Origin of the sequence: Roseateles sp. PN1 (assembly GCF_038419725.1) — a bacterium.
In the GTDB taxonomy this organism is placed as follows: domain Bacteria; phylum Pseudomonadota; class Gammaproteobacteria; order Burkholderiales; family Burkholderiaceae_C; genus Paucibacter_A.
This window is the reverse complement of record NZ_JBCARA010000010.1, coordinates 112,630-135,614: the sequence shown is the minus strand read 5'-3', so window position 1 is coordinate 135,614 and position 22,985 is coordinate 112,630. Positions and strand designations below refer to the sequence as shown.

Annotated in this window: 17 protein-coding genes and 1 pseudogene; 12 read left to right on the top strand and 6 right to left on the bottom strand. The window is 63.5% G+C overall.

Annotated elements, in window-relative coordinates:
- Positions 1-4: 4 nt before the first annotated feature.
- The 4 genes from AABB87_RS16140 (at position 5) to AABB87_RS16125 (ending at position 5,475) form a co-directional block, all read left to right on the top strand.
- Positions 5-466, top strand: a complete 462-nt coding sequence (locus AABB87_RS16140; protein ID WP_341972214.1) for a MaoC family dehydratase — start codon at positions 5-7, stop codon at positions 464-466.
- A gap of 12 nt (positions 467-478) precedes the next feature.
- Positions 479-1,681 carry an acetyl-CoA C-acyltransferase gene (locus tag AABB87_RS16135; RefSeq protein WP_341972213.1) on the top strand — a complete coding sequence of 401 codons (1,203 nt, stop codon included), beginning with the start codon at positions 479-481 and terminating at the stop codon, positions 1,679-1,681.
- 185 nt (positions 1,682-1,866) lie between these two features.
- Positions 1,867-3,021 (top strand): helix-turn-helix transcriptional regulator, encoded by a 1,155-nt coding sequence (locus AABB87_RS16130; RefSeq protein ID WP_341972212.1) that lies wholly within the window; start codon positions 1,867-1,869, stop codon positions 3,019-3,021.
- 192 nt (positions 3,022-3,213) lie between these two features.
- Positions 3,214-5,475, top strand: a complete 2,262-nt coding sequence (locus AABB87_RS16125; RefSeq protein ID WP_341972211.1) for a TonB-dependent receptor — start codon at positions 3,214-3,216, stop codon at positions 5,473-5,475.
- Positions 5,476-5,527: 52 nt separating this feature from the next.
- On the opposite strand, the gene AABB87_RS16120 is transcribed toward AABB87_RS16125, so the two are convergent.
- The 3 genes from AABB87_RS16120 to AABB87_RS16110 are packed head-to-tail and all read right to left on the bottom strand — an operon-like array spanning position 5,528 to position 8,197.
- On the bottom strand, positions 5,528-6,544 hold the full coding sequence (locus tag AABB87_RS16120; protein ID WP_341972210.1) for a 2-hydroxyacid dehydrogenase: 1,017 nt from the start codon (positions 6,542-6,544) through the stop codon (positions 5,528-5,530).
- 3 nt (positions 6,545-6,547) lie between these two features.
- Complete coding sequence (locus AABB87_RS16115) at positions 6,548-7,315, bottom strand: class II aldolase/adducin family protein (protein WP_341972209.1); 768 nt, start codon at positions 7,313-7,315, stop codon at positions 6,548-6,550.
- Between the two features lie 42 nt (positions 7,316-7,357).
- On the bottom strand, positions 7,358-8,197 hold the full coding sequence (locus tag AABB87_RS16110) for a TauD/TfdA dioxygenase family protein (protein WP_341972208.1): 840 nt from the start codon (positions 8,195-8,197) through the stop codon (positions 7,358-7,360).
- Between the two features lie 309 nt (positions 8,198-8,506).
- Between AABB87_RS16110 and AABB87_RS16105 the strand changes: the two genes are divergently transcribed.
- A complete protein-coding gene (locus tag AABB87_RS16105) occupies positions 8,507-9,205 on the top strand; it encodes a TetR/AcrR family transcriptional regulator (protein ID WP_341972207.1) in 699 nt (232 codons plus the stop codon).
- Between the two features lie 56 nt (positions 9,206-9,261).
- Here AABB87_RS16105 and AABB87_RS16100 read toward each other — a convergent pair whose 3' ends face one another.
- Positions 9,262-10,440 carry a CaiB/BaiF CoA transferase family protein gene (locus AABB87_RS16100; RefSeq protein WP_341972206.1) on the bottom strand — a complete coding sequence of 393 codons (1,179 nt, stop codon included), beginning with the start codon at positions 10,438-10,440 and terminating at the stop codon, positions 9,262-9,264.
- A gap of 158 nt (positions 10,441-10,598) precedes the next feature.
- On the opposite strand from AABB87_RS16100, the gene AABB87_RS16095 reads away from it, so the two are divergent.
- The 7 genes from AABB87_RS16095 (at position 10,599) to AABB87_RS16065 (ending at position 21,890) form a co-directional block, all read left to right on the top strand.
- The gene (locus AABB87_RS16095) at positions 10,599-11,084 is read left to right on the top strand and encodes a hypothetical protein (protein ID WP_341972205.1); all 486 of its coding nucleotides are present in this window, start codon (positions 10,599-10,601) and stop codon (positions 11,082-11,084) included.
- A gap of 98 nt (positions 11,085-11,182) precedes the next feature.
- Positions 11,183-12,391 carry an acetyl-CoA C-acetyltransferase gene (locus AABB87_RS16090; protein ID WP_341972204.1) on the top strand — a complete coding sequence of 403 codons (1,209 nt, stop codon included), beginning with the start codon at positions 11,183-11,185 and terminating at the stop codon, positions 12,389-12,391.
- A 14-nt stretch (positions 12,392-12,405) separates the two neighbouring features.
- Entirely contained in the window at positions 12,406-14,592 is a 2,187-nt protein-coding gene (locus tag AABB87_RS16085; protein WP_341972202.1) for a 3-hydroxyacyl-CoA dehydrogenase NAD-binding domain-containing protein, read from the top strand.
- Positions 14,593-14,614: 22 nt separating this feature from the next.
- The gene (locus tag AABB87_RS16080) at positions 14,615-17,038 is read left to right on the top strand and encodes an acyl-CoA dehydrogenase (protein ID WP_341972201.1); all 2,424 of its coding nucleotides are present in this window, start codon (positions 14,615-14,617) and stop codon (positions 17,036-17,038) included.
- Between the two features lie 53 nt (positions 17,039-17,091).
- Positions 17,092-18,720, top strand: a complete 1,629-nt coding sequence (locus tag AABB87_RS16075; RefSeq protein WP_341972200.1) for an AMP-binding protein — start codon at positions 17,092-17,094, stop codon at positions 18,718-18,720.
- A 28-nt stretch (positions 18,721-18,748) separates the two neighbouring features.
- On the top strand, positions 18,749-20,410 hold the full coding sequence (locus tag AABB87_RS16070) for a GMC family oxidoreductase (protein ID WP_341972198.1): 1,662 nt from the start codon (positions 18,749-18,751) through the stop codon (positions 20,408-20,410).
- Between the two features lie 160 nt (positions 20,411-20,570).
- Positions 20,571-21,890 carry a spinster family MFS transporter gene (locus AABB87_RS16065; protein ID WP_341972196.1) on the top strand — a complete coding sequence of 440 codons (1,320 nt, stop codon included), beginning with the start codon at positions 20,571-20,573 and terminating at the stop codon, positions 21,888-21,890.
- 20 nt (positions 21,891-21,910) lie between these two features.
- Here the strand turns inward: AABB87_RS16065 and AABB87_RS16060 are convergent.
- Positions 21,911-22,114, bottom strand: a pseudogene (locus tag AABB87_RS16060) (hypothetical protein); the annotation flags it as partial.
- A gap of 159 nt (positions 22,115-22,273) precedes the next feature.
- Positions 22,274-22,873 (bottom strand): type IV toxin-antitoxin system AbiEi family antitoxin domain-containing protein, encoded by a 600-nt coding sequence (locus AABB87_RS16055; RefSeq protein WP_341972195.1) that lies wholly within the window; start codon positions 22,871-22,873, stop codon positions 22,274-22,276.
- Between the last annotated feature and the right edge of the window lie 112 nt (positions 22,874-22,985).

The window sequence follows — 22,985 nt, the reverse complement described above, 5'->3', positions numbered from 1 at the left end:
GCGCATGAGTACACAGTTTGATTCAGTGGCTGCCGTGCTGGCGGCAGTCGGCCAGGCGCTGGGCTCGACCGAATGGCTTGATATCGACCAGCAGCGCATCCAGCAGTTCGCCGACGCCACCGGCGACCATCAATGGATTCATGTGGACCCTGAACGCGCAGCGCAAGGCCCATTTGGGGCTTGCGTGGCGCATGGCTATCTGACCTTGGCTCTGGCCAACTTCTTTCTGCCCCAACTTGTCAGCTATCAGCGCCTGAAGATGGGCGTGAACTATGGCTGCGAAAAAGTCCGATTCCCGTCGCCGGTCAAAGTGGGTGCGCGGGTGCGCGGCCGCGGCGAGGTGGTGGCCGCTGAGCCCATCAAGGGGGACGGCGTGCAGGTCACGGTGCGCATCAGCGTCGAGATCGAGGGCCAAGACAAACCGGGCTGTGTGGTGGACACCATCAGCCGTCTGTATTTCGAATAAGGATCCGTTTCCATGAATGAAGCAGTCATCGTTTCGACCGCACGCACGCCCATTGGCAAAGCCTACCGGGGCGCTTTCAATGACACCGAGGCACCGGTACTGGGCGGCCATGTGATCCGCGCCGCGTTGGCCAAGGCCGGCGTTGAGGGCAAGGATGTCGATGATGTAATTCTGGGCATTGCCGCTCAGCAAGGCACGCAGGGCTATAACCTGGGGCGCTTGTGCGGCTATACCGCCGGCTTGCCCGAGAGCGTGGGTGGCATGGCGATCGACCGCATGTGCGCGTCCGGCCTGATGAGCATCGCCGCAGCGGCCAAGGGCATCATGTGTGGCGAAATGGATGTCGCGGTGGCGGGTGGCCTGGAGTCGATTTCGCTGGTGCAGAACAAGCACAAGAACAGCTACCGCGCCCAGTCGCAGGCGGTGCTGGCTGCGGCGCCTACTGCCTACATCCAGATGATTGAGACGGCTGAGATCGTCAGCCGCCGCTACGGTGTCGCGCGCAGCGCCCAAGACGAGTACGCGCTGCGCAGCCAGCAGCGCGTGGCTGCAGCGCAAGCAGCGGGACTGTTCGCGGATGAAATCGTGCCGCTGAGCAGCACCAAACAGCTGTTCGACAAAGAGGGCAATGTCATCGGCAGCGAAGCGGTTACGCTGAGCCAAGATGAGGGCAACCGTGCTGACACCACGCTGGAAAGCCTGGCCAAGCTCAAGCCGGTGTGGAAGAGCGGCCAGTGGATTGCCGAGGGTGAGTTCATCACCGCCGGCAATGCCTCCCAACTCTCCGATGGTGCGTCCGCCTCGGTCTTGATGAGTGCGGCCGAGGCCAAACGTCGCGGCTTGAAGCCACTGGGCATTTACCGGGGCTTGGCGGTGGCGGGATGCGGTGCTGATGAGATGGGCATTGGCCCGGTGTTTGCCATCCCCAAGCTGCTGCAGCGGCACGGCCTAAGCGTCAACGACATCGGCTTGTGGGAGATCAACGAGGCCTTCGCTTGCCAGGTAATTCACTGCCGCGATCAGCTGGGAATTCCGGACGAGCGCCTCAATGTCAATGGCGGTGCAATTGCCATTGGCCATCCTTTCGGCATGTCGGGGGCCCGCTTGGTCGGCCATGCTTTGCTGGAGGGGCGCCGCCGCGGTGTGCGCTATGCGGTCGTCAGCATGTGCATTGGCGGTGGCATGGGCGCTGCAGGCCTGTTTGAGATCGATTAGATGTGCGCTACCAGGCCCAAAACGGCACATTCCAGGGTTGTCTCTGATGGTGAATTTTTGCCTTGCGGGCTTGAATGGTGTCATAACCATTCAAAGGCCATAACGGCATGACAACAGAGACAAGCTTCTTCGAAAAGTTGCGCGAAGAATCGTGCGCGAACTTTGATTCATCAGCGCCACCTTCTATGACTCAAATGATGATCCAGGCGCCCTTGTCCTCGGTCGAGCGATTCAGTGAATTGCTGGGATTGATCTACGAAGTGGCCATGGATACCTCGGCCTGGGGCCGCGCTTTGGAGGCGATTTTGCATGCGCTGGGGGGCAACTATGTCTCCCTGATCGTGCGCCCGGGCAGTGGTGACGATTTGGGCTGGATCGTCTCCGCGTCCAGCGATCGTCGCGAGGTCAATTCCCACCATCCGCAGATTGCGCTGAGCCCCTTTACTGGCTTGCAGCCGGACAAGCTGGTGACCATCGCCGACATCCTGCCCGAGGCCGAATGGCGGTCTTCGCAGTACTACCGCGATTGGTGCGAGCCGCATGGCGTGTTCCATGTGCTGGCCTGCGATATCGCCACCAAGGACGGCGGCATTTACGGCTTTCGCGTCACCCGCCCCGAAGGCGCACCAGCTTTCTCTTTGCAAGATCGCGCAGACGCGAAGTTGCTGCTGCCGCACCTCAAGCGGGCGCTGAATCTGCACCTGTCCATCAATCAGGATCGCAAGGTCAGTGCCTTGTACAGCCATGCGATGGCGCAGCTGATGGTGGCCGCGGTGGTGCTCGATGAAAACGGTCTGGTCTTGGATTGCAATCCAATGGCCAAGGGCGTGCTGGAACTCGGCGACGGGCTGCGCATCGTCGGCAATCAGCTGGAAGCCACCTACGCCAACGACAACCGCAAGTTGCAGCGCCTGGTGCGTGATGCGCTGTCGGGCAAACAACAGTCCGTGGGCCTGATCGAAGCCATGTCGGTGAGCCGCCCGTCGGGCAAGGTCAGCTGGGGTGTGGTGGTGCAGGCCATGACACCGGACCAGTGGACCGTGGGCAAGCATCGCCCCTGCGTGGCCGTGTTTGTGCGCGATGCCGAAGGCAAGGCGCATCCACCTGTCAAACTGGCACAACAGTTGTTCCAGTTGACGCCGGCCGAGACCGCGTTGGCCATTCAACTGGCCAATGGCTTGTCGCTCGAAGAAGCGGGTGAGGTGCTCAACATCCGCCGCAACACGGCACGCGCGCATCTGCGCTCGATCTTCTCCAAGACGGGCGTGCGCCGGCAGACCGAGTTGGTGCGCATCTTCCTCAATAGCGTGGCCTGGTTGGGTGTGCACGATTCTGAGTAAGGCGCCAAAGCGGCAAAGCCCAGTGTTCTTTGTATGTTGAAAGCCCGGCCTGCCGGGCTTTTTCTTGCCTGATGGTTTGGTGCGTTAGTCTCTTCGGACGATGAGGGGCTGCGGTCCCGGCGGCAAATTCGGCTTTGAAAAAAACGCCTGTGCCAAACGGCGGCAGGTGCCATAAAGCCGGAGACCCCACCCATGTACACCCCACTCAAGCAGCCGCGGCTGCGTCCCATCGCGCTGGCCCTGGCCAGCCTCTTCCTGCTCGATGCGAGCCATCAGGCTCACGCCCAGACTCAGCCTGAAGCGCAGAGCGAGGCCAAAGACATGGCCAAGCTCGATGCGGTGGTCGTGACCGTGCAGCGCCGCAAAGAGAAGCTGCAAGATGTGCCGGTCGCAGCCACGGCCATCACCGCTGCTGACATCGATGCACGGGGCATCAGCAATGTGGCCGATCTGGCTTCGCTGGCGCCCAATCTGCAAATCAGCCCCACGCCCGGCAATTCCACCGCGGTGCAGATCGCGATCCGAGGCTCGGTGACCACCAACCCGGCCCTGTCCTGGGATCCGACCGTGGGCATGTATGTGGACGGGGTTTACGTCGGTAAGAGCCAGGGCTCGGTGTTTGATCTGGTCGACTTGGAACGCGTGGAGGTTCTGCGCGGTCCGCAGGGTACGCTGTACGGCCGCAATACCTTGGCCGGCGCCATCAACCTGGTGACCAAGAAGCCCAGTGGCCAGTTTGGTGGTCAGGTCAGCGTGGACGTCGGCAACTACAAGGCCCGTGTGACCAAGCTCTCGCTGGATCTGCCCTCGGCAGGGCCGCTGAAGGTCTCCGTGGGTGGCCGTACCGAGCAGCGTGATGGCTGGGTCAAAACCGCGCCCGGCAGCTCGGTGACGCAGCTCAACAATCGTGACAACCAGGCCGCTCGCCTGGCCGCGACCCTGGAGCTGAGCCGCGATCTGGTGCTGGACTACCGCTACGACAAAACTAAGGTTGACCAGAATTCGCGCTTCTCGCAGGTGGTGCGATCCACGGTGGACAAGGACTTCGGCTTCCCCTCTGGCATCGTGGTGTCCACAGGGGGGCGGGTCGAAAACGCAGCCGTGGACGGCCCAAGCTTTGAGCGCATGAATATCCAGGGTCATGCCCTGACGGCCGAGTGGAAGCTCAATGCCGACAACACGCTCAAGTACATCGCCGCCAAGCGGGACATGGACTGGAAGGATGCCTTGGATCTGGACGGCTCACCGGTGGCTTTTGCGCACACGCAGCGCCTGTCGGACTTCAAGCAGACCTCACACGAGCTGCAGTTGATCGGCGCTGCCGGCCCGGTGAACTATGTGGGCGGCCTCTACCGCTTCGAGGACGAGGGCTTCACTTCCAACCCGCAGACCTTCTTCTCTGGCGGCGCCAATTTTGATTCGCGCTATGGCTTCAGCACCAAGGCCGATTCCGTCTACGGCCAGGCTGACTACAGGTTTGCGGACGCCTGGACGCTGACCGCTGGCCTGCGTCACACCAGTGAGACCAAGAGCACCGAGCGCTACAACGCCGCGGTGTCGCCCACAGGCGCGGTGTTGGCGGTGATCGTTCCGCAGGGTACGGCCGCCAGTACCAAGTTCACCGCCACCACGCCGCTGCTGAGCCTGGGCTACAAGCTGAGCAATGAGGTCAGCGTTTATGGCCGCTATTCGGAGGGTTTCAAGAGCGGCGGCTTCAATGGTGAGGCCGGCACGGTGCAAGAGGCCACCACGCCCTTCAAGCCCGAAAAGCTGAAGTCCTTTGAGCTGGGGGCCAAATCCACACTCTTGGGCGGTCGCATGATGCTCAATGTGGCGCTGTTCAATAACGACAGCACCGATCTGCAGCAGGCGGTCTTCACGGCCACCGGCGCGGCGGCTTCGGACATTCGCAATATCGGCAAGGCCAACTCGCGGGGCATTGAGCTTGAGGCGGTGGCGCGTGTCACCCGCGACTTCAAATTGCAGGCCGGCTATGGCTATCTGCAAACCCGTTACAAGGAATATCCCGACGCGACGGGCAAGAACGTGGCCGACAACGTGGCGGTGGTGCATGCGCCGCGCCACACCCTGAACTTGGTGGCCAGCGGTACCTTGCTGCGCACCAGCCTGGGCGAGTTGCGTGGCACGGCGGACTACAGCTTCACCAGCAGCCACTACCTCTATCCCTACCAGCTCACCACGGTCAATCCGGCTTTGCAGACGGCGGCGAACACGCGGGTGGATGGTGTTGGCCTCGTCAACTTACGCCTGAGCCTGTCCGAGATCGAACTGGGCAGCCAGGCCAGCGGTGAGCTGGCGCTTTGGGCACGCAATGCCATGGACAAGCAGCACATTGCCAACAAGATTGACTTCGGCCCGGGCTTCGGCAATCTGACTCAGGCCTACTACGTCGATCCGCGCACCGTGGGCGTTAGCTTCAACGTGCGCTGGTAAGGCACTTTTGCACCGGCCGCGGACGCGGCTGGTGCAAGGACGAGCGGATCCGTCACAGATCCGCGCGATGACTCGCCCTTTGCGCGGTCTCAAGTGCGGGCGGCGCATAGGGCTCAGTGGGCGCAGCGGGTGATATCCCCTCTATGGGCGCTGGCAGTGGCGTGCCCTCGAAACAAGCGCGCAGGTTGGCAATGGCCAGCTCCAGCATGCCTAGAACGGTAGCGCCCGTGGTGCTCGCCATATGAGGTGAAAGCACCACGTTGTCCAGCGCAAGCAGCGCCGCTGGCACATCGGGCTCATGGCAGAACACGTCGAGGCCAGCGGCCAGAATCCGGCGCTCTCGCAATGCCTCCACCAAGGCCTCTTCATCGACGATGGCGCCGCGCGCTATGTTGATCAGGATGCCACTTGGACCAAGCGCGTTGAGCACCTCGCCGTCAATGAGCGCGCGTGTCCCTTCGCCGCCGCTGGCGCAGACCACCAGGAAATCGACGCTTGCAGCCAAGCTGCGTGCATCCGGGCACCAGCGGTAGACGAGGTCTGAGCCTTGTGTCCGGCCGGTGTAGGCAATGCTCATGCCGAATGCCTGTGCACGCAGGGCCACTGCACGTCCGATGCGGCCAAGGCCGACTATGCCCAGGCGGCTACCGGAGACGCGCCGCGTCATCGGATATCGACCCGCAGCCCAATCGCCTCGGCGCACAAAGCTGTCGGCGCTCACGACCTGTCTCGCGGCCGACAGCAATAGCGCCATGGCGAAATCGGCGACGTCGTCGGTCGAGACGCCTGGCGTGTGGGTGACGCAAATCTTGCGCTCCCGCGCGGCCTCAATGTCGATGCCGTCGTAGCCGACACCGAGCACCGAAACGATCTCCAGCGCAGGCAAGCGCGCGATCATCTCCCGGTTCACGACGGATTCACCCGTTGCCAAGATGCCGCGCATCAGCGGCGCTAAGGCTTGCAGCTCGGCGCTTGCTAGTTGCGCGTAGTCATGACAATCGAAGTGCAGATGCAAGCGCTCGGCCAGGGCTGCCGGCAATTTGGCGAGCAGCAAAACCTTGGGCTTCATTGCTCACTCCAGAACGCTTGGGTCGCGGCGAATTTCCTCACGCGCCATGGCTTCCCAAAGAAAGGGGAAACCATTCGCATCCGGCCGCTGGCCAGTCGCTGTAGCGACGGCAGCGGGTAGGGGGTTGCCGCCGCCCAAGTGCTCAACGCGCCAGGCCATCCGGCAACGCCACTCCAGCGTGATGGCCCGCAAATGCGCTTGACGGATTCCGTTGGCGACCAGCAGCACGCCGTGGTTTGCCAGCAAGGCCCACTTGCTTTCGCCCAGGGCGTCCGCAGCGGCGCGGCCAAGCGCGCCGTCTTCGACCGTGCCGCGGTATTCGTCATAGAGAACCGGATCGCTATCGACCAGAGCCGAGGTTTGATCGTAGATCGGCGGAACGCGGCCCACCGCAGACCAGACCGAGCCCCACTCCGGATGGTTATGAATCACCACGCTGACGTCGTGCCGGGCGGCATGGACATCCATATGCAGATTGATAGCCGGCGTGATGTTCCAAGCACCCTCGATGACCTTGCCCGTTTGATCGAGTCGAAGGATGTCGGAGGCGGTCAACTCGCCCCAAGTCAGCTCCCAAGGATTGGCCAGGTAGCTGCCATCGTCCTGTCGGACTGTGATGTGGCCGGCAATGTGATCGCTATAACCCTCGCGATGCAAGACCCGGCACAGCAGCGCAACTTGCTGCTGAGGGCTGAGTTCGGGCAGCAGTGCATGCCGGCCAGGCCGAGGGGCGTAGCGGGCGAGCATTTTAAGGTTCAAGTCAGGCTTCATCTTTTTCTCCTTCCAAACGAGGCGGGGTCGACAAGCTGTCGATCAAGAACTGGTGGACGCGGTCGCAAAGACAGAGGCGCGATGCATACGCCGCTGATGCGGCTTGTAGTCAAGGATGGCGTTGTGGAGCACGCTGCGGTTGTCCCACAGCACCATGTCGCCCAGCGCCCAGCGATGGCGGAAGCCGAATTGAACTTGCTGGCAGTGCCGGTGCAAATAGGCGAGGATCGCGTCGCTTTCCTCGGGTGCGAGGCCATCGATATGGGTCGTATAGGTCGGGTTGATGAACAGCGCTTTTCGGCCGGTGATGGGGTGGACGGTGACCATGGGATGCAGATGGCGCTGGCCAGCTTTGATCACTTCGACATAACGGTCATGTGTGACGACACCCTGGCGCAAGGCAGTCGTCATCGGGCCATTCATGTCGTGCCATGCCATTTGGCCATCGAGATACTGCTTCATGCGCGCGGAGAGTGCGTCGTACGCCGTGGTCATGCTGGTCCAGCATGTATCCCCGCCAATGGGCGGCAGGATCTGGGCGTGCGTCATGGTCACGATGGGCGGGCTGGGGAGAAAGCTCTCGTCGTGGTGCCACATATCGGCCCGGTCACCGAGCTTTGAATCGATGACGGTGATCTGCTCGAAGCCAGCACCCAGATTCGGGAAATAGGTGTGAACTTCCGGGTCACCGAAGTGCTTCGCAATCGCGAGATGCTGTTGCGGCAGCAGGTCGGGAACATGCAGCACAAGTGCTTCATGTTTGACCAGTGCCGCTTCGATAGCTGCCAGCGACTCTGCTGCGAGCAAATCGGCAAGATTGAGGTCCAGCACTTCGGCGCCAATGGCCGTACCGAGTGGGCGAACATTCAAGGGTGAGGGCACGCTTGTCTCCTGGTAAATTTTTTTGACTTTTTAGGCAGTTGGCCCGAAGCTGCGCCGCGCAGGACCTTGGCTAAGGTCGATCTTTGGCGGCTTATGGATGCCAATTGCAGGTGTCGGCCAGCCCACATGCGCTTGTCCGCGAAGTGAGGCGGCGGGGCCACGCGGTGCTGATCGACGGCGCTCAGTCTAGGGTGGCCATCCGCTTTGCAATAGTCGCGTTCCTAGGCAATAGCCAACCTGCCTAAGTCAATGATTTGATTGGTAAATTAACGGCCGGTGGCTACCTCAGAAAGCAGCACTCGCATTTCCATGCTCAAGAAACGAAACACACGCTCTGCCGCTAGCGGCCCGTCCGCTGAGCCACTGCCCGCACCACGCAAACGCCCGAATCAATCGCGCTCCCGCGCGCTGGTCGATGCCGTCGAGCAAGCTTGTCTGCGGATTCTTGATGAAGCGGGTGAAGAGGCGCTGACCGTCGCACGCATCGCTGAAGTTTCAGGGGCCGCGGTTGGATCGATCTACCAGTACTTTCCGAACAAGGACGCCATCGTTGCGATGCTTTATGAGCGCGTGCTGGACGAGGAGTCTGAGCAACTGCTGGTGGTCCGAGACCGGCTCATCGGCGTGCCCTTGTCGAGCGCTTTGCGCGAAGTTCTGGCCAACATCATTCGCGTGGAGTTGCGGCTCTTCAAATTGAACCAAGCCTTTCATCTGCGCTATCACTCGGCTCTCCATCTGGGCATGTGGCGCGGTCCCTACCAAACGGCCGGCGAATTCATCGAGGCGACCTGGCTGCCGTTCCTGAAGATGTACGCGCATGAGATCGACACGCCCCATCCTGAGCTAGCGGCCTTTCTACTGGGACAGGGATTGCGTAGCGTGATCCGCTCGCTGCTGGAGGAGAAGCCCGGCGAGCTGGAGTCCGGCGCCTTGCTGGACTGCTTGGTCGCCATGGCCCTGGGCTGCCTGCGCCCAATGGCCTTGCAAGAGCAGCAAGTCCTCCCCTGAGCTGGCTGAAGCGCTTGAGGCTTGAGATGGGCAGGCCTGCTACCGCGCAAAGGCTCTCAGGCGCAGGCGCCCTGGTCGCGCAGGGACTTGATGTCTGCACTGTCCAAGCCCAGCGCTATCAGCAGCTCATCGGTGTGCTCGCCGCAACGGGCTCCGGGCGTGGGTCTGCGGGCCGGTGTGCGTGAGAGGCGGGGCGCCGGGGCCGGCTGACGTTGTGGCTTGCCATCGACCTTGATGTCAACAAACACGCCGCGCGCGGCATTGTGCGGGTGCTCCGGGGCTTCGGCCAGACTCAGCACCGGGGCAAAGCAGACATCACTGCCTTCCAGCCGCGCGCACCAATCGGCGCGTGTGCGGGTCTTGATCTGCGCCGCGACACGGGCTTTCATCGCAGGCCATTCGCGTGTGTCGTATTGCCGCTTGGGGTCAGCGTCCAGCCCCAATCTTTGCAGCAGCTCGGCATAGAACTGCGGCTCAATCGCCCCCAGCGAAATCTGGCCACCGTCGGCGCATTCGAAGACTTCGTAGAAGGGCGCGCTGTTGAGAAAGAAGTTGTGCTCCGCCTGGTCTTGCCAGTAGCCGATGTGGCGCATTTGATGGATCAGGCCGCTCATGGCTGAAATGCCGTCAACCATGGCGGCGTCCACGACCTGGCCGCGCCCAGAGCGCTGCGCCTCAAAGATGGCGCACATCAAGCCGAAGCAGAGAAACATGGCGCCGCCACCCATATCTCCGACCAAGGTGGGCGCAATGCTTGGACGCTCGCCCGGCCGGCAAGAGGTCGACAGCGCGCCACTCAATGCGACGTAGTTGATGTCATGCCCGGCGGCCTGCGCCAAGGGGCCGTCTTGGCCCCAACCGGTGATGCGCCCGTAAACCAAGCGGTGATTGCGCGCCGCCACCTGCTCAGGGCCAAAGCCCAGGCGTTCCATCACGCCGGGGCGGAAGCCTTCAATCAGTGCGTCAGCCGATGCCAGCAAGCGCCAAACGATGTCGCGTCCGGCCTCGGACTTCAGATCGACGGCGATGGAGCGCTTGCCCCGGCTCATGGCCGAGCGTGGATAGGCCGCCGCCTTGGCCGCGTCGGCCGCACGCTCCACCACGATCACGTCGGCGCCCATATCGGCCAGCATCATGCCGGCGAAGGGGCCTGGGCCTATGCCCGCGAACTCGATCACGCGCAGGCCCGCCAGGGGGCCGCTCGTGTTTGCAGGTGCTTGGGCTTGAAGTGGCATGGGAATTCTGGCTCAGGTTTTTGAGGAAATTCGAGCCCACGTCACTGGGCCTAACTGGGGATTACCGCGGTGGCAGCTCCAAGCGTCGATGCTAGAGTGATTGAGGCGTAAAGCATTGTCGAAAACCCATTCTGAGCAATCTCGATCGAATCAGCACCATGGCCCTAGTGAAGCCCCCGACTGCCCAGATGGAGCGGCATGCCTACCAAATTTCGCATCTGATTTCAGCCTTCACCGTGCCCATGATGGGGCGGCTTTACCGTCAGTTCGACGGCGACATGGTGCAAATCATTGTCTTGGGCGAGATCTCACTGCGGAATGTGGACCAGTTCTTCCGCAAGGGCGGCGCCGACGTGCCTGAGAAATTGCTCGACGACGCCGAGCGGCGCGGCAAGCTGATGCAGTCCTGCAATGTGCTGTCCATCGCCGAGGCGACCGGCATACCGCGTGAGACCGTGCGACGAAAAGTGGCCCAGTTGATTGACAAAGGCTGGCTGGCACGCGATGAGCGCAAGCGCCTGATCGTCAAAGCGGGCTCGGGCGAAAAGTTCGTCAAAGCCAATGCCAAGACGGCGCTAGAAATCATTGAGCTGGCCGCCAAGCTGCACGAGCTTTTGCGCCAAGTGGACACCGACCAGGACTGATTTCGTCGGTGTGCCCAATTTGGGTCGCAGCCATCCCGGAAGGGCCGAACAAGCCCGAGACTTTGCCTCATCTGCTGATGAATTGAAGAAACGCCGAGATGGAAAACACATTGATTTACGACCACGTGCGCACGCCGCGTGGCAAGGGCAAGCCTGATGGCAGCCTGCATGAAGTGACGCCGGTCTGGCTTGCCAGTCGCCCGCTGGTGGCGCTGCGCGAGCGCAATGGCCTGGACACCCGGGCGGTGGACGATGTGGTCTACGGCTGCGTCGTGCCGGTGGGCGAGCAGGGCGGCAATATCGGCCGCATGGCCGTCTTGCAGGCTGACTTTGACCAAAGCGTTCCGGCCTTGCAGATCAATCGCTATTGCGGTTCCGGTCTGGAAGCGGTGGCGTTTGCCGCGGCCAAGGTGATGGCGGGCCAAGCCGACCTTGCGATTGGCGGTGGCGTCGAGATGATGTCGCGTGTGCCCATGGGATCGGACGGTGGCGCCTGGGCGCAAGACCCGCAAGTCGCCAACAAGACCTATTTCGTGATGCAAGGCATCTCGGCCGATCTATTGGCTTCGCTGCGTGGCCATAGCCGTGCCGATGTGGACGCCTACTCGGCCGAGAGCCACCGCCGTGCTGCCCGCGCCTGGGGCGAGGGTCGATTCGACAAATCGGTGCTGCCAGTCAAGGATTTCCTGGGTCTCGAATTGTTGGCGCGTGACGAGACCATTCGCCCCGACACCAGCGTGGAAAGCCTGGCCGCGCTCAAGCCTGCTTTCACCGAGATGGGCCAGAAGTACGGTTACGACAGCGTGGCCTTGCAACGTTACCCGCAGGTTGAGCGCATCGAACACATCCACCATGCGGGCAATAGCTCGGGCATCGTGGACGGTGCGGCGGCCGTGCTGCTTGGCAATGCGGAGGCGGGCACGCGCCTCGGGCTCAAGCCGCGCGCGCGCATCCGCGCTTTTGCGGCGGTGGGCTCGGAGCCGACGCTGATGTTGGATGGCCCGGCCATCGCAGCACGTCGTGCGCTCGCACGCGCCGGCATGCAGGCGAGCGATATCGATCTGTGGGAACTCAATGAAGCATTCGCCTCGGTGGTGCTGACCATGATGGAGGAGCTGAACATCCCTCACGAGCGCATGAACGTCAACGGCGGCGCCATCGCGATGGGCCATCCGCTTGGCGCCACCGGCGCCATGATTCTCGGCACCGTGCTCGACGAGTTGGAGCGCACCGGCAAGCAGACCGCACTGATCGCGCTGTGCGTGGCGGCCGGCATGGGCTCGGCCATGATCATCGAACGCGTTTGAGTGAGACAAGAACAATGAGCCAAGAAATCATTCGCTACGCCGTCGATGCCGACGGTATCGCCACCCTGACCATCGACTACCCCGGCAAGACGATGAACGTCATCGATCAAGCCTTCATGGACTGCCTGGATGCGGGCATTGCCCGCCTGGTGGCCGACCCCGCCGTCAAGGGCGGCATCATCACCTCCGGCAAAGAGGCCTTTGTGGCCGGCGCCGACTTGGTGACGATGGAAGAAAACCTGGATGGCATGGCCGAAGACAGCATCCAGGCGATGTTTGAAAAGTACGCCTCGCTCTCCCGCGTTTATCGCCGCGTTGAGACCTGTGGCAAACCACTGGTCGCAGCGATCAACGGCATTGCCATGGGTGGCGGCTTTGAGCTTTGTCTGGCTTGCCATCACCGCGTGATGGCTGACGCACCCGGTGTGGTGGTGGGCCTGCCCGAAGTGCAGGTGGGCTTGGTGCCCGGTGCCGGTGGCACCCAGCGCTTGCCGCGCCTGGTCGGGGTGAGCGCCGCGCTGCCTTGGTTGCTGGAAGGCAAAAGTGCGGATGCGGCAACGGCCTTGAAGACTGGCCTGGTGCATGAAGCGGTGGCGCCGGACCAGTTGATGGCGGCTGCCAAGCGCTGGCTGCTGGATGCACCCAAGGCCGTGCAGCCTTGGGACGAGAAGGGCTTCAAGATTCCCGGCGGTGGCCCGCTGGACCCCCGCGTGGCACCGGCCTTTGTGGTTGGCAATGCCATGGTGCAAGCCAACACGTATCACAACCTGCCTGCGCCGCTGGCCATTCAGAGCTGTGTCTACGAAGGCAGCCTGTTGCCGATCGACAAGGGCCTGCGCATCGAGAGCAAGTACCTGCTGCAAACGGCCCAGCTCAGCCCGGTGTCGCGCAGCATGATTCGCACGCTCTTCATCAACAAGAGCAAGGCCGAGAAGGGCCTGCACCGGCCTGCCGGCTTCGCGCCTTTCAAATGCGCCAAGCTCGGCATGATTGGTGCGGGGATGATGGGCGGCGGGATTTCGCTGAATGCGGCGCAGCGCGGCATTCAGGTCGTGCTGATCGACCGTGATCTGGAGGCCGCCGAGCGCGGCAAGGCCTATGCCGCCAAGGCCCTGGCCAAGCAAGTGCAGCGCGGCCGCATGACACTGGACAAGGCCGACGCCATCCTGGCTCGCATCATGCCCAGCACCGACTACGACTTGCTGCGCGACGCCGATATGGTGGTGGAGGCGGTGTTCGAGGACCGCGCCATCAAGGCCGAGGTGACCAAGAAGCTCGACGCAGTGCTGCCACCGACCTGTGTGCTGGCCACCAACACCTCTGCGCTGCCCATCACCTTGCTGGCCCAGGCCAGCAGCCGGCCTGACCGCTTCATTGGCCTGCACTTCTTCTCGCCGGCAGACCGTATGCCCTTGGTCGAGGTGATCCGCGGCAAGGCAACCTCGGACGCCACCCTGGCCCAGGCACTCGACTTTGTCGGCCAGTTGAAGAAGACGCCCATCGTCGTCAACGATAGCCGGGGCTTCTTCACCAGCCGTTTTATCGGCGCCTTTGTGGACGACGCGATCGGCATGGTGGCCGAGGGCATCAATCCGGCCCTGATCGACAACTGCGCGCGCCATTGCGGCATGCCGGTCGGGCCGCTGGCTATCACCGATGAGCTGTCCATCGAGTTGTCGGTGCACGCGGGTGAGTCGCAGAAGAAGGAGTTCCCTGAGAGCTACAAGGAAGGCCGCTCGGTGCCTGTGCTCAAGCGTTTGTACGAGTTGGGCCGTCTGGGCCGCAAGAACGGCAAGGGCTTTTACGACTACGACCCCGAGAGCGGCGGCAAGCGCTTGTGGACGGGTTTGGCCGAGCTCTATTCGCGCCGCGCCATTCAACCCTCGCCGCATGATCTGAAGCAACGCATTCTGTATGTGCAGGCGGTCGAGGCTGCGCGTGCGATGGAAGAGGGCGTTTTGCTGAACCCTGCTGATGGCGATGTGGGTGCCATTCTTGGCGTGGGCTATCCGGCCTATACCGGTGGCCCGTTCTGCTTCATCGACGGTGTGGGACTGAAAGCCTTTGTCGCCGAGGCCGACCGTTTGGCCGATTTATTCGGCGAGCAGCTCCGCCCACCCTTGTTGTTGCGCGACATGGCCGAGTTGGGCCAAACCTTTTATGGCAAGACCGCCCGCCCCGTGGCGGCGGCGCTTTCCTGAACTTTGCCGCGACCTAGACGCCATGAACTTTGAGTTTTCTGCTGACCAAGATGCGCTGCGCGAGCAGCTGCGCAAATATCTTTCCAAAGAGTGTCCGCTAGGGCTGTCGCGCCAACTGATGGACGGTGAGGCTGGCGCCGTTGAGCGTGCCGACGCGGTGTGGCGCGGCCTGGCCGACTTGGGCGTGACCGCGCTGATGCTGCCCGAGGATTGCGGTGGCATTGGCCTGGGCGCCATGGACTTGTGTGTGGTGGCCGAGGAAATTGGCCGCCAGCTCTGCCCGGTTCCCTTGGCTTCGACGCTTTACTTGGCCACCCAGGCCGTGCTGCTGGGGGCGAGCGCGGCGCAGCGGCAGCGTTGGTTGCCGGCGGTGGCGGCTGGCGCGGCGGGTACGCTGGCGGCACCGCTGGACGGCGTGATCGATGCGCCCACGCTGCCCCGCTTCGATGCGCAAACCCTCAGCGGCAGCGTTGCCTTGGTGGCCGATGGCTTGGCTGCGCAATGGGCAGTGGTGCTGGCGGCCGACGCCGCCATGCAGCCCTGCTGGGTGCTGGTGCGCCTTGATGCGTGTCTGAGGGGGCGCAGCTTGGCGACGCTCGATGCCGCCAAGCCTTTCGCCGAACTGCGATTCGAGTCCACGCCCGCCGAGCGACTGGACGGCGTCGCTGATGCCGCCCAGGCGGCCGCGCTGCTGGCGCGTGTGCGCAACCGCGCCGCTGTGCTGCTCGCCTTCGAGCAACTGGGCGCGGCCGAGGTGGCGCTGGAAATGGCCAGCGCCTATGCCCGCGAGCGCAAGGCCTTTGGTCGTGCCATCGGCTCTTATCAGGGCATCAAGCACAAGCTGGCTGATCTCTATACCGACATCCAGATGGCTCGCTCGCACTGCTACTACGGTGCCTGGGCGCTGGCGGCCGATGCCGCGGATGATGCGGCTGCGCAGGGCGCGCCTGAGCTGGCAGCCGCAGCGGCAGCCGCACGCGTCAGCAGCAGCCGCGCCTTCAGCCTGATGGCGCAGGAGAACCTGCACATCCATGGGGGCATGGGCTATACCTGGGAGCTGGACTGCCATCTATTCCTGCGCCGTGCGCGCCAGCAAGCGGTGTTGCTGGGCCATGAGCAGCAGTGGAGCGAGCAGTTGGCGACACAGCTGGCGCAGTGGCTGGAACAGCCTCTGCCCAAGCGCCAGCGCGCGCTGGCCGGCGAGGGGGCAATGGACTTTGACGACGCGCCAGAAGAAGCCGCGTTCCGCGCCGAGTGCCGCAGCTGGCTGGATGCCAATGCCTCGCTGAAGCAGCGCCCGGATGACTTCTTCGAGCCACATCTCGACGCGGCCCAGCGTATGCAGCTGGCGCGCGCCTGGCAGGGCCGCAAGGCGGCAGCCGGCTTCGGTGCCATCACCTGGCCCCAAGTGCTGGGCGGGCGCGGCGGCACGCCCATGCAGGAGTTGATCTGGCGCCAGGAAGAGGGGCGTTACAACGTCCCCACCGGCTTCTTCAATGTCAGCCTGGGTATGGTCATTCCTTCGGTGATGTCGCACGCGTCCAAGGAGGTGCTGGCAGCGCACATCGCGCCGGCGCTGACAGGTCGGCATCTGTGGTGCCAGCTGTTGTCCGAGCCCGGTGCCGGCTCTGACCTGGGCATGGTTCGCACGCGCGCTGAGCGTTGCAACGACGGCCGCGATGGCTGGATTTTGAATGGTCAGAAGGTCTGGACCTCATTGGCGCAGTTCGCTGAATATGGTCTGGTGCTGGCACGCACTGACCCGGAGCTGCCCAAGTTCGACGGCCTGACGACCTTCTTCATCGACATGAAAAGCCCCGGTGTCACGGTGCGGCCGATTCGCCAGGCCAGCGGCGAGGCGGAGTTCAACGAGGTCTTTCTCGAAGATGTGTTCGTGCCCGACGCGCAACGCGTTGGCGCGCTGAACGCAGGTTGGAAGACCACCTTGACCGGCTTGATGAATGAGCGCTTGTCCATCGGCGGCGTGATGCCAGCCGAATTGTGGAAGCTGGTCGCTGAGTTGCTGCGCGATGCGCGCTTTTTGGGTCGCAGCGCCTTGGCTGATGGCCGCATGCGTGAGCGGCTGACTGACTTCTATTTGAACGCCCAGGCCTTGTGGCTGCTGCAGTGCCGCGCGCTGACCGCGCTGTCCAAAGGCCGCATGCCGGGGCCGGAGATGAGCGGGGCCAAGAATGTGGCGGCCCTGACTTTGCAGCGCATCGGTGCCTTTGCCATTGATATGCAAGGGCCGCGCGGCGTGCTGGCGGCCAGCGAGTTGGGTGAGCGCTTTGCGCTGATCGAGCGGCTCTGGTTCGGCGCTGCCGGTATGCGGATTGCGGGCGGCACCGACGAGATTGTGCGCAACAGCATTGGCGAACGCGTGCTGGGCTTGCCTGGCGAGCCGCGCACCGACAAGGGCGTGCCCTTCAGCCAGCTCGCGCCTTAAGCCAACAAAAGAAAACAAGCCGGCGCAAAAGCAGCTGGCACGGAGACAAACGCATGAGCAAGCCTGCCAAGACTTTCAATCTGGCTGATATTTTCAGCACTGTGGCCGAGCTGCACCCGCAGCGCCTGGCCTTTATCTGCGGTGAACAGCGCCTGACCTTTGCCGAGTTGGACCAACGCTCCACCCGCTTGGCCAGCGCGCTGCGCGCTCAAGGCCTGCGCCGGGGTGACAACGTCGGCATCGAGCTGCACAACTCTGCCGCCTATCTGGAGAGTTACTTCGCCTGCTGCAAGATTGGCGCGGTGCCGGCCAATGTCAACTACCGCTACGTGGCCGACGAGCTGCGCCAGCTGTTCAATTCCTTGCAGTTACGTGGCCTCATCTATGGAGGTGAGTTTGCGGCCGAGGTGGCGAAAGTGGCGCCCCAGGTAGACAGCCTGCGCTGGCTGGTTCAGGTGGGCGCTGGCGCGGGCCCGGCCCAGGCGCTGGACTATGACAGCTTGCTCGCTGGTGGCAGCGCCGAGCTGAGTGATCCCGAGCGCAGTGATGAGGACCTGACCCTGCTGTGCACAGGCGGCACCACCGGCCTGCCCAAGGGCGTGATGTGGCCGCACAAGAATCTCTTCATGGGTGCGCTGGGCGGTGGGGGCATGTACTTCCGCCGCGGGCCGGTGCAGAGCCTGGAGGAGCTGGCTGCCCTGGTGGCTCAGGCGCCGGAGGCCCGGTACTTCGCGCTGGCCCCGATGATGCACGGCGCGGCCATGTGGGCCTCGCTGATCAGCTTGTTCGCGGCGCAGACGGTGGTGGTGAATGACCAGCAGCACTTTGACCCCGAGCATGTGTGGCAGCTCACGCAAGACCAGCAGGTCAACATCCTGTCGGGCGTTGGCGACGCGATGGCGCTGCCCTTGGTGCAGGCGCTGGAACGTCACCCCGGGCGCTGGAATCTGCAGCGTGTGATGGTCTACGGCAATGGTGGCGCGCCGCTGTCGGCCCATGTGGTGGCGCGCATTCAGGCGGCCTTGCCCAAGGTCATGGTGAATAACGGGCTGGGCTCATCGGAGGCTGGCTTCATGGGCGGTGGCGACAAGCCCACGGACGGTGAGGGTTTGTTGGTCCTGGCCCCGAGGCCGGATCTGGCCTTGATCGACGCTGCCCATCGCATGGTGACGTCGCCCGGCGGCCGAGGCATTCTTTCGCGCACCGGCTTCACCCCAGTTGGCTATTACGGCGACCCGGTTAAGTCGGCGCAGACCTTTGTCACCATCGAGGGACGCCTGTGGGTGCTGACCGGAGACGAAGCGCGGGTGGACGAGCAGGGCCGCTTTGTGCTGCTGGGTCGTGGCTCGCAGTGCATCAATACCGGCGGCGAGAAGGTCTTCCCTGAGGAGGTGGAGGAGGCCGTGCGCCGCTACGCCGCGGTGCAGGATGTGCTGGTGGTGGGCTTGGCTGACGAGCGTTGGGGCCAGCGCATCACGGCCGTGGTGGAGTTGGTGCCTGGCGCCGACTTTCAGGCCGCTGAGCTGGATCGCATCTGCCGTGAGCATTTGGCCGGCTATAAGGCGCCGAGGTCGGTTTTTGTGGCCGAGAAGGTCGTGCGCAGCCCGGCCGGCAAGGCGGACTACCGCTGGGCCAAGGACTTTGCAACGCAAGCCGCCAGCAACGCTGAGTCCTTGAACTGAACGCGCCCGGCCCCAGGAGAACTCCAGAATGCAAAGCAACTTCGCGGATGGCAGCGACTACATCATCATCGGCTCCGGCTCAGCCGGCGGCACCCTGGCCGCTCGGCTCAGCGAGGACGCACAGTGCCAGGTCTTGCTGCTGGAAGCCGGCAGCGGCAGCCACAAGCAACTGATGGTGGACATGCCAGCGGGTTGGGGTGCGATGACCTACAGCCCGCGCTATTCATGGATGCACGAAACCGAACCAGAGCGCTGGGCCGGCGGGCGCCGCATGGCCATGCCGCGTGGCAAGCTGCTGGGCGGCTCCTCATCGATCAACGGCATGATCTATATCCGCGGCCACCGCCAGGACTATGCCGATTGGGTGAGCGCCGGCGCGACAGGCTGGAGCTGGGAGGAGCTGCTCCCCCACTTCGTTCGCACTGAAGACCAGCAGCGCCTGCAAGGGCCACTGCATGGCCGCGGCGGCCCACTGACGGCGACCGATTTGCCGAGTGTGCACCCGGTGACGCGCGCCATGATCGAGGCCGCCCGTCAGTCCGGGCTCAAGGTGGTGGACGACTTCAATGATGGGCAGGCCGAGGGCGCGGGTACCTTCCAAGTCAACTTCCGCAATGGCCGTCGCTCTTCGATTGCCAGCAATGCCATCGAGGTGGCGATGCGCCGCAGCAATCTGCGCGTGCAGCAAGGCGCGATGGTGGAGCAGATCTTGTTCGAGGGCCGGCGCGCGGTGGGCGTGCGCATGCGCTTGTCGGACGGCACGGTGCATGAGGCGCGGGCGCGCCGCGAGGTGCTGCTGTGCGCCGGCGCGATCCAGTCGCCGCAGCTGCTACTGTGCTCGGGTCTGGGCCCAGCGGCGCAACTCCAGCAGTTCGGCCTGCCAGCGGTGGCCGATCTGCCCGGCGTGGGCGAGAACCTGCAAGACCATGTCTGTGCGCCCATGTCTTGGCGCCTCAAACCCGGCGTGCGGGGCATGAACGGGCGTTTCCGTGGCCTGGGCCTGCTGGGCTCGGTAATGCGCTATCTGCTGCTTCGCAGTGGGCCGATGATGAGTCCGCCGGCCGAGTTCGGCGCTTATCTGAAAAGTGATCCCGCCCTGCCGTATAACGACATCCAAGTCTTTGGCCTGCCTGTCACCGGCAAGCCTGAGATCGGCGGGGCCAAGACCAAGGCCCCGGTGCCTGATGCCTGGGAGGGCATGACGTTGGCGCCCTTCCAAGTGCGGCCCTATTCGCGTGGCCATGTGCGGCTGAAAAGCCCGGACATTCATCAACACCCGGCGCTGACGATGAACTATCTGGACGATGAGCGCGACCGCAAGGCGCTGCTGTGGGCCTTGCGCCAGATGCGCGAACTGGCACGCCAGCCGGCACTAGCGGCGCTGGTGGAGGCTGAAGCACGCCCTGGACCCGAGGTGCAGACCGACGCGCAGTGGTTGGACTGGGCCGCGCCCATGCTCTCGACGGGCTATCACCCGGTCGGCAGCTGCCGCATGGGCCGCGACGACGATGCCATGGCCGTTTGCACGCCCGACCTGCGCGTGCGCGGCGTCGAGGGTCTGCGGGTGATTGACGCTTCGGTGATGCCCAATCTGATCTGCGGCAACACCAATGCCACGGCGGTGGCGATTGGTGACAAAGGGGCCGACTTGGTGTTGGGGCGCGCGCCACTGCCGGCCTTGCAGGGCTAGGGCTGAGTCCTGTTTGGTGCGCCAGGCACACCGACGACTTGCATCAGCAGCAGCCCCTAGTCTGTTTGCAGGGCGTGCGTCTCGCACGACTTTGACAGAGTCGCGTCATTCCCGGGCTATCGTCTCCGGGTTCCATTGACTGCTTACACCGAACCCATCGATGCAACCCACTTCCGCCCACGGCTGGCGTAGCCACTACACCTTGGTTCTTTTGATGCTCGTCTACATGATGAGTTTCATCGACCGGCAGATCATGGGCATTCTGATGGAGCCCATCAAGCGGGAGTTTCAGGTCAGCGACACCGCCATGGGCGTGCTCAGCGGTTTGACTTTTGCGCTGTTCTACACCGCGCTATCGATTCCCTTCAGCCGCTATGCGGACCGTGCCAACCGGCGCAACTTCGTGGCCTGGTGTTGTGCGGCCTGGAGCGCCATGACGGCGCTGTGCGGCGCGGCCACCGGCTACTGGTCTTTGGCCTTGGCTCGGGTGGGGGTGGCTGTGGGTGAGGCCGGAGGCACAGCGCCTTCTTTGTCGATGGTGGCCGACCACTATCCGCCCGCTCGGCGCGGCCGCGCCATGGGCGTGTTCTGGTTGGGGCCGCAACTGGGCATTCTGTTTGGCCTGACCCTGGGTGGCTGGATTGCGCAGAACTACGGCTGGCGTGCCGCCTTCGTCTGGATGGGGCTGCCGGGTGTGGCCCTGGCGCTGCTGTTGCGCTACACGGCGACTGAGCCGGGCCGCGGGCGTTGGGAAGGCACCAGCGGTGATGCCAAGGAACCGATTGGCGTGCTGATGCGTGATCTGATGGCTTCAAGCGCCTTCAAGCGCATCACCCTGGCTGGCCTGATGATGGGCCTGGCCGGCTACGGCATCGGCATTTGGACGCCGGCCTTCCTGGTGCGCTCGCATGGCATGAGCTTGCAGGGTGCCGGCATCGTGATGGGCCTGCTGGGGGGCTTGATGGCGGCCTTTGGCGCGCTGATCAGTGGCTGGTTGTGCGATGTGCTGGCCAAGCGTGATGCGCGCTGGCGCGTCGGCGTGCCGGCGCTGGGCTGTGCCATTTCCTTGCCGTTCGCGCTGGCCTTCTACACCTGGCCGGCCGGCGATGTGTGGATGCTGGGCAGCTTTGCGGTGCCCAAGGCGGTAGCCTTCTACATGGGCTTTGGCATCACCGCCGCATGGTGGACAGCACCGGTCTATACCGTCTTGGCGGATCTGGTGCCGGCCCATCGCCGCGCCACCGCCATCTCTATCTTCAATCTGGGGCTGACCATGGTGGGCGCTGGCTTGGGGCCCTTGATGGTGGGCATGTTCAGCGATGCCCTGGTTCCGCAGTTCGGCCAGGAGGCACTGCGCTGGGCCCTGGCCATCTGCGTGGTGGCCTGCTACGGCATGGGGCTGATGGCCTTTGTAGCGACGCTGCAGCCTTATGGGCGCGAGCGGCAAGCGGCAGCGGCCTTGGCGGTATCCGCCCGCTGAGCGTTTTGCATCAAGAAAGCTTCGTCCTTCAGGCGGCGTTTGGCCAGGCGTGAATCGTCGTTGATGGCCTGGGTGGCGCCATCTTTCTTGGCCTGCTGCTTGTCGTTGACATGGATGTAGCCGCTGAACACCGCACGCATATCGCGGGCCGCTGCTGACACCGGTGTGCCGGCGAATGCGACGAATGTGGCATCGGGAAAGGCATCGCGTAAATCCTGGGGATATCAGCGAATGGGCGATACGCCCTTCCTCCGGAAGCGTTACCGCCAGTGGCGGCTCCGCCTATGTTTTCTCGACGCGGGAAGGCCCCTTGTGGCACTCGGATTGCTCGGGTCTGTTTGCAGAGAGGGCATGAATGACCGTGAGGGCGCCGTGCTTGCCGCTCATTGGGTCATGGCCTCCAGATAGGGCTGCATGACTCGTTCAACCCGGTTGATCTTGGCGAATCGGCTCAGCTCAGCCATGGTGACCTTGCGGCTCCGCCATGCATCCTTCAGTGCCTCTAGTGCCACGTCCAGGCCAATCTTGTTGCGGAACTTGAAGCAGTCGGTCACTGTCTTGGCGGCGCTGTACACGCGGATGGGGGCGCCATGCTCGGACACCGTCTCGATACCGTCGCTGTACGCCGTGCCGCGCAGGCGCGTGATGCGCAGCGTCGGATAGTTCATCGCCGGGGTCTGTGTCGCCTCGGGCAGCGCGATCCACACTTCGTGTGGCATTTGCGTGCCGATCTCATGGAATTGCAGCGCACTCAGCAGGCACAGCACGCTCTTGGGCACACGCTGGCAGACCTCGATCAGCGTCTGGTGTTCGGTAATTTCGGCGTCGGGCAGTCCATACAAGCCACGCGCGATGCGTTGTAGCTTGCCGGTTTGGTGCAGCCGGATCAGCAGTTGTGGAGACCAACCGTGCGCACGCACATCCGCTGCCCGCAGTACACGCTGGTGCTGGGCTAGGTCGAGGATGCGGTCAGACTGGTTCATGAGACCGAAGTTTAATATTCGCATTACTTATATTCAAGTAATGCGAATATTAATCAGGCTGAGTTGTGCACTCAAAGCTCGCGTTCTGCGCATGGCTCCCCTTGCTTCTTCG

What these genes read in the sequence shown, in the direction of transcription:
- AABB87_RS16080 (WP_341972201.1), top strand. Translation starts at nt 14,615, where the DNA reads ATGAACTTTGAGTTTTCTGCTGACCAAGATGCGCTGCGCGAGCAGCTG.
- AABB87_RS16105 (WP_341972207.1), top strand. Translation starts at nt 8,507, where the DNA reads ATGCTCAAGAAACGAAACACACGCTCTGCCGCTAGCGGCCCGTCCGCT.
- AABB87_RS16100 (WP_341972206.1), bottom strand. Translation starts at nt 10,440, where the DNA reads ATGCCACTTCAAGCCCAAGCACCTGCAAACACGAGCGGCCCCCTGGCG.
- AABB87_RS16115 (WP_341972209.1), bottom strand. Translation starts at nt 7,315, where the DNA reads ATGAAGCCTGACTTGAACCTTAAAATGCTCGCCCGCTACGCCCCTCGG.
- AABB87_RS16095 (WP_341972205.1), top strand. Translation starts at nt 10,599, where the DNA reads ATGGCCCTAGTGAAGCCCCCGACTGCCCAGATGGAGCGGCATGCCTAC.
- AABB87_RS16075 (WP_341972200.1), top strand. Translation starts at nt 17,092, where the DNA reads ATGAGCAAGCCTGCCAAGACTTTCAATCTGGCTGATATTTTCAGCACT.
- AABB87_RS16130 (WP_341972212.1), top strand. Translation starts at nt 1,867, where the DNA reads ATGACTCAAATGATGATCCAGGCGCCCTTGTCCTCGGTCGAGCGATTC.
- AABB87_RS16125 (WP_341972211.1), top strand. Translation starts at nt 3,214, where the DNA reads ATGTACACCCCACTCAAGCAGCCGCGGCTGCGTCCCATCGCGCTGGCC.
- AABB87_RS16055 (WP_341972195.1), bottom strand. Translation starts at nt 22,873, where the DNA reads ATGAACCAGTCTGACCGCATCCTCGACCTAGCCCAGCACCAGCGTGTA.
- AABB87_RS16120 (WP_341972210.1), bottom strand. Translation starts at nt 6,544, where the DNA reads ATGAAGCCCAAGGTTTTGCTGCTCGCCAAATTGCCGGCAGCCCTGGCC.
- AABB87_RS16070 (WP_341972198.1), top strand. Translation starts at nt 18,749, where the DNA reads ATGCAAAGCAACTTCGCGGATGGCAGCGACTACATCATCATCGGCTCC.
- AABB87_RS16085 (WP_341972202.1), top strand. Translation starts at nt 12,406, where the DNA reads ATGAGCCAAGAAATCATTCGCTACGCCGTCGATGCCGACGGTATCGCC.
- AABB87_RS16090 (WP_341972204.1), top strand. Translation starts at nt 11,183, where the DNA reads ATGGAAAACACATTGATTTACGACCACGTGCGCACGCCGCGTGGCAAG.
- AABB87_RS16135 (WP_341972213.1), top strand. Translation starts at nt 479, where the DNA reads ATGAATGAAGCAGTCATCGTTTCGACCGCACGCACGCCCATTGGCAAA.
- AABB87_RS16140 (WP_341972214.1), top strand. Translation starts at nt 5, where the DNA reads ATGAGTACACAGTTTGATTCAGTGGCTGCCGTGCTGGCGGCAGTCGGC.
- AABB87_RS16065 (WP_341972196.1), top strand. Translation starts at nt 20,571, where the DNA reads ATGCAACCCACTTCCGCCCACGGCTGGCGTAGCCACTACACCTTGGTT.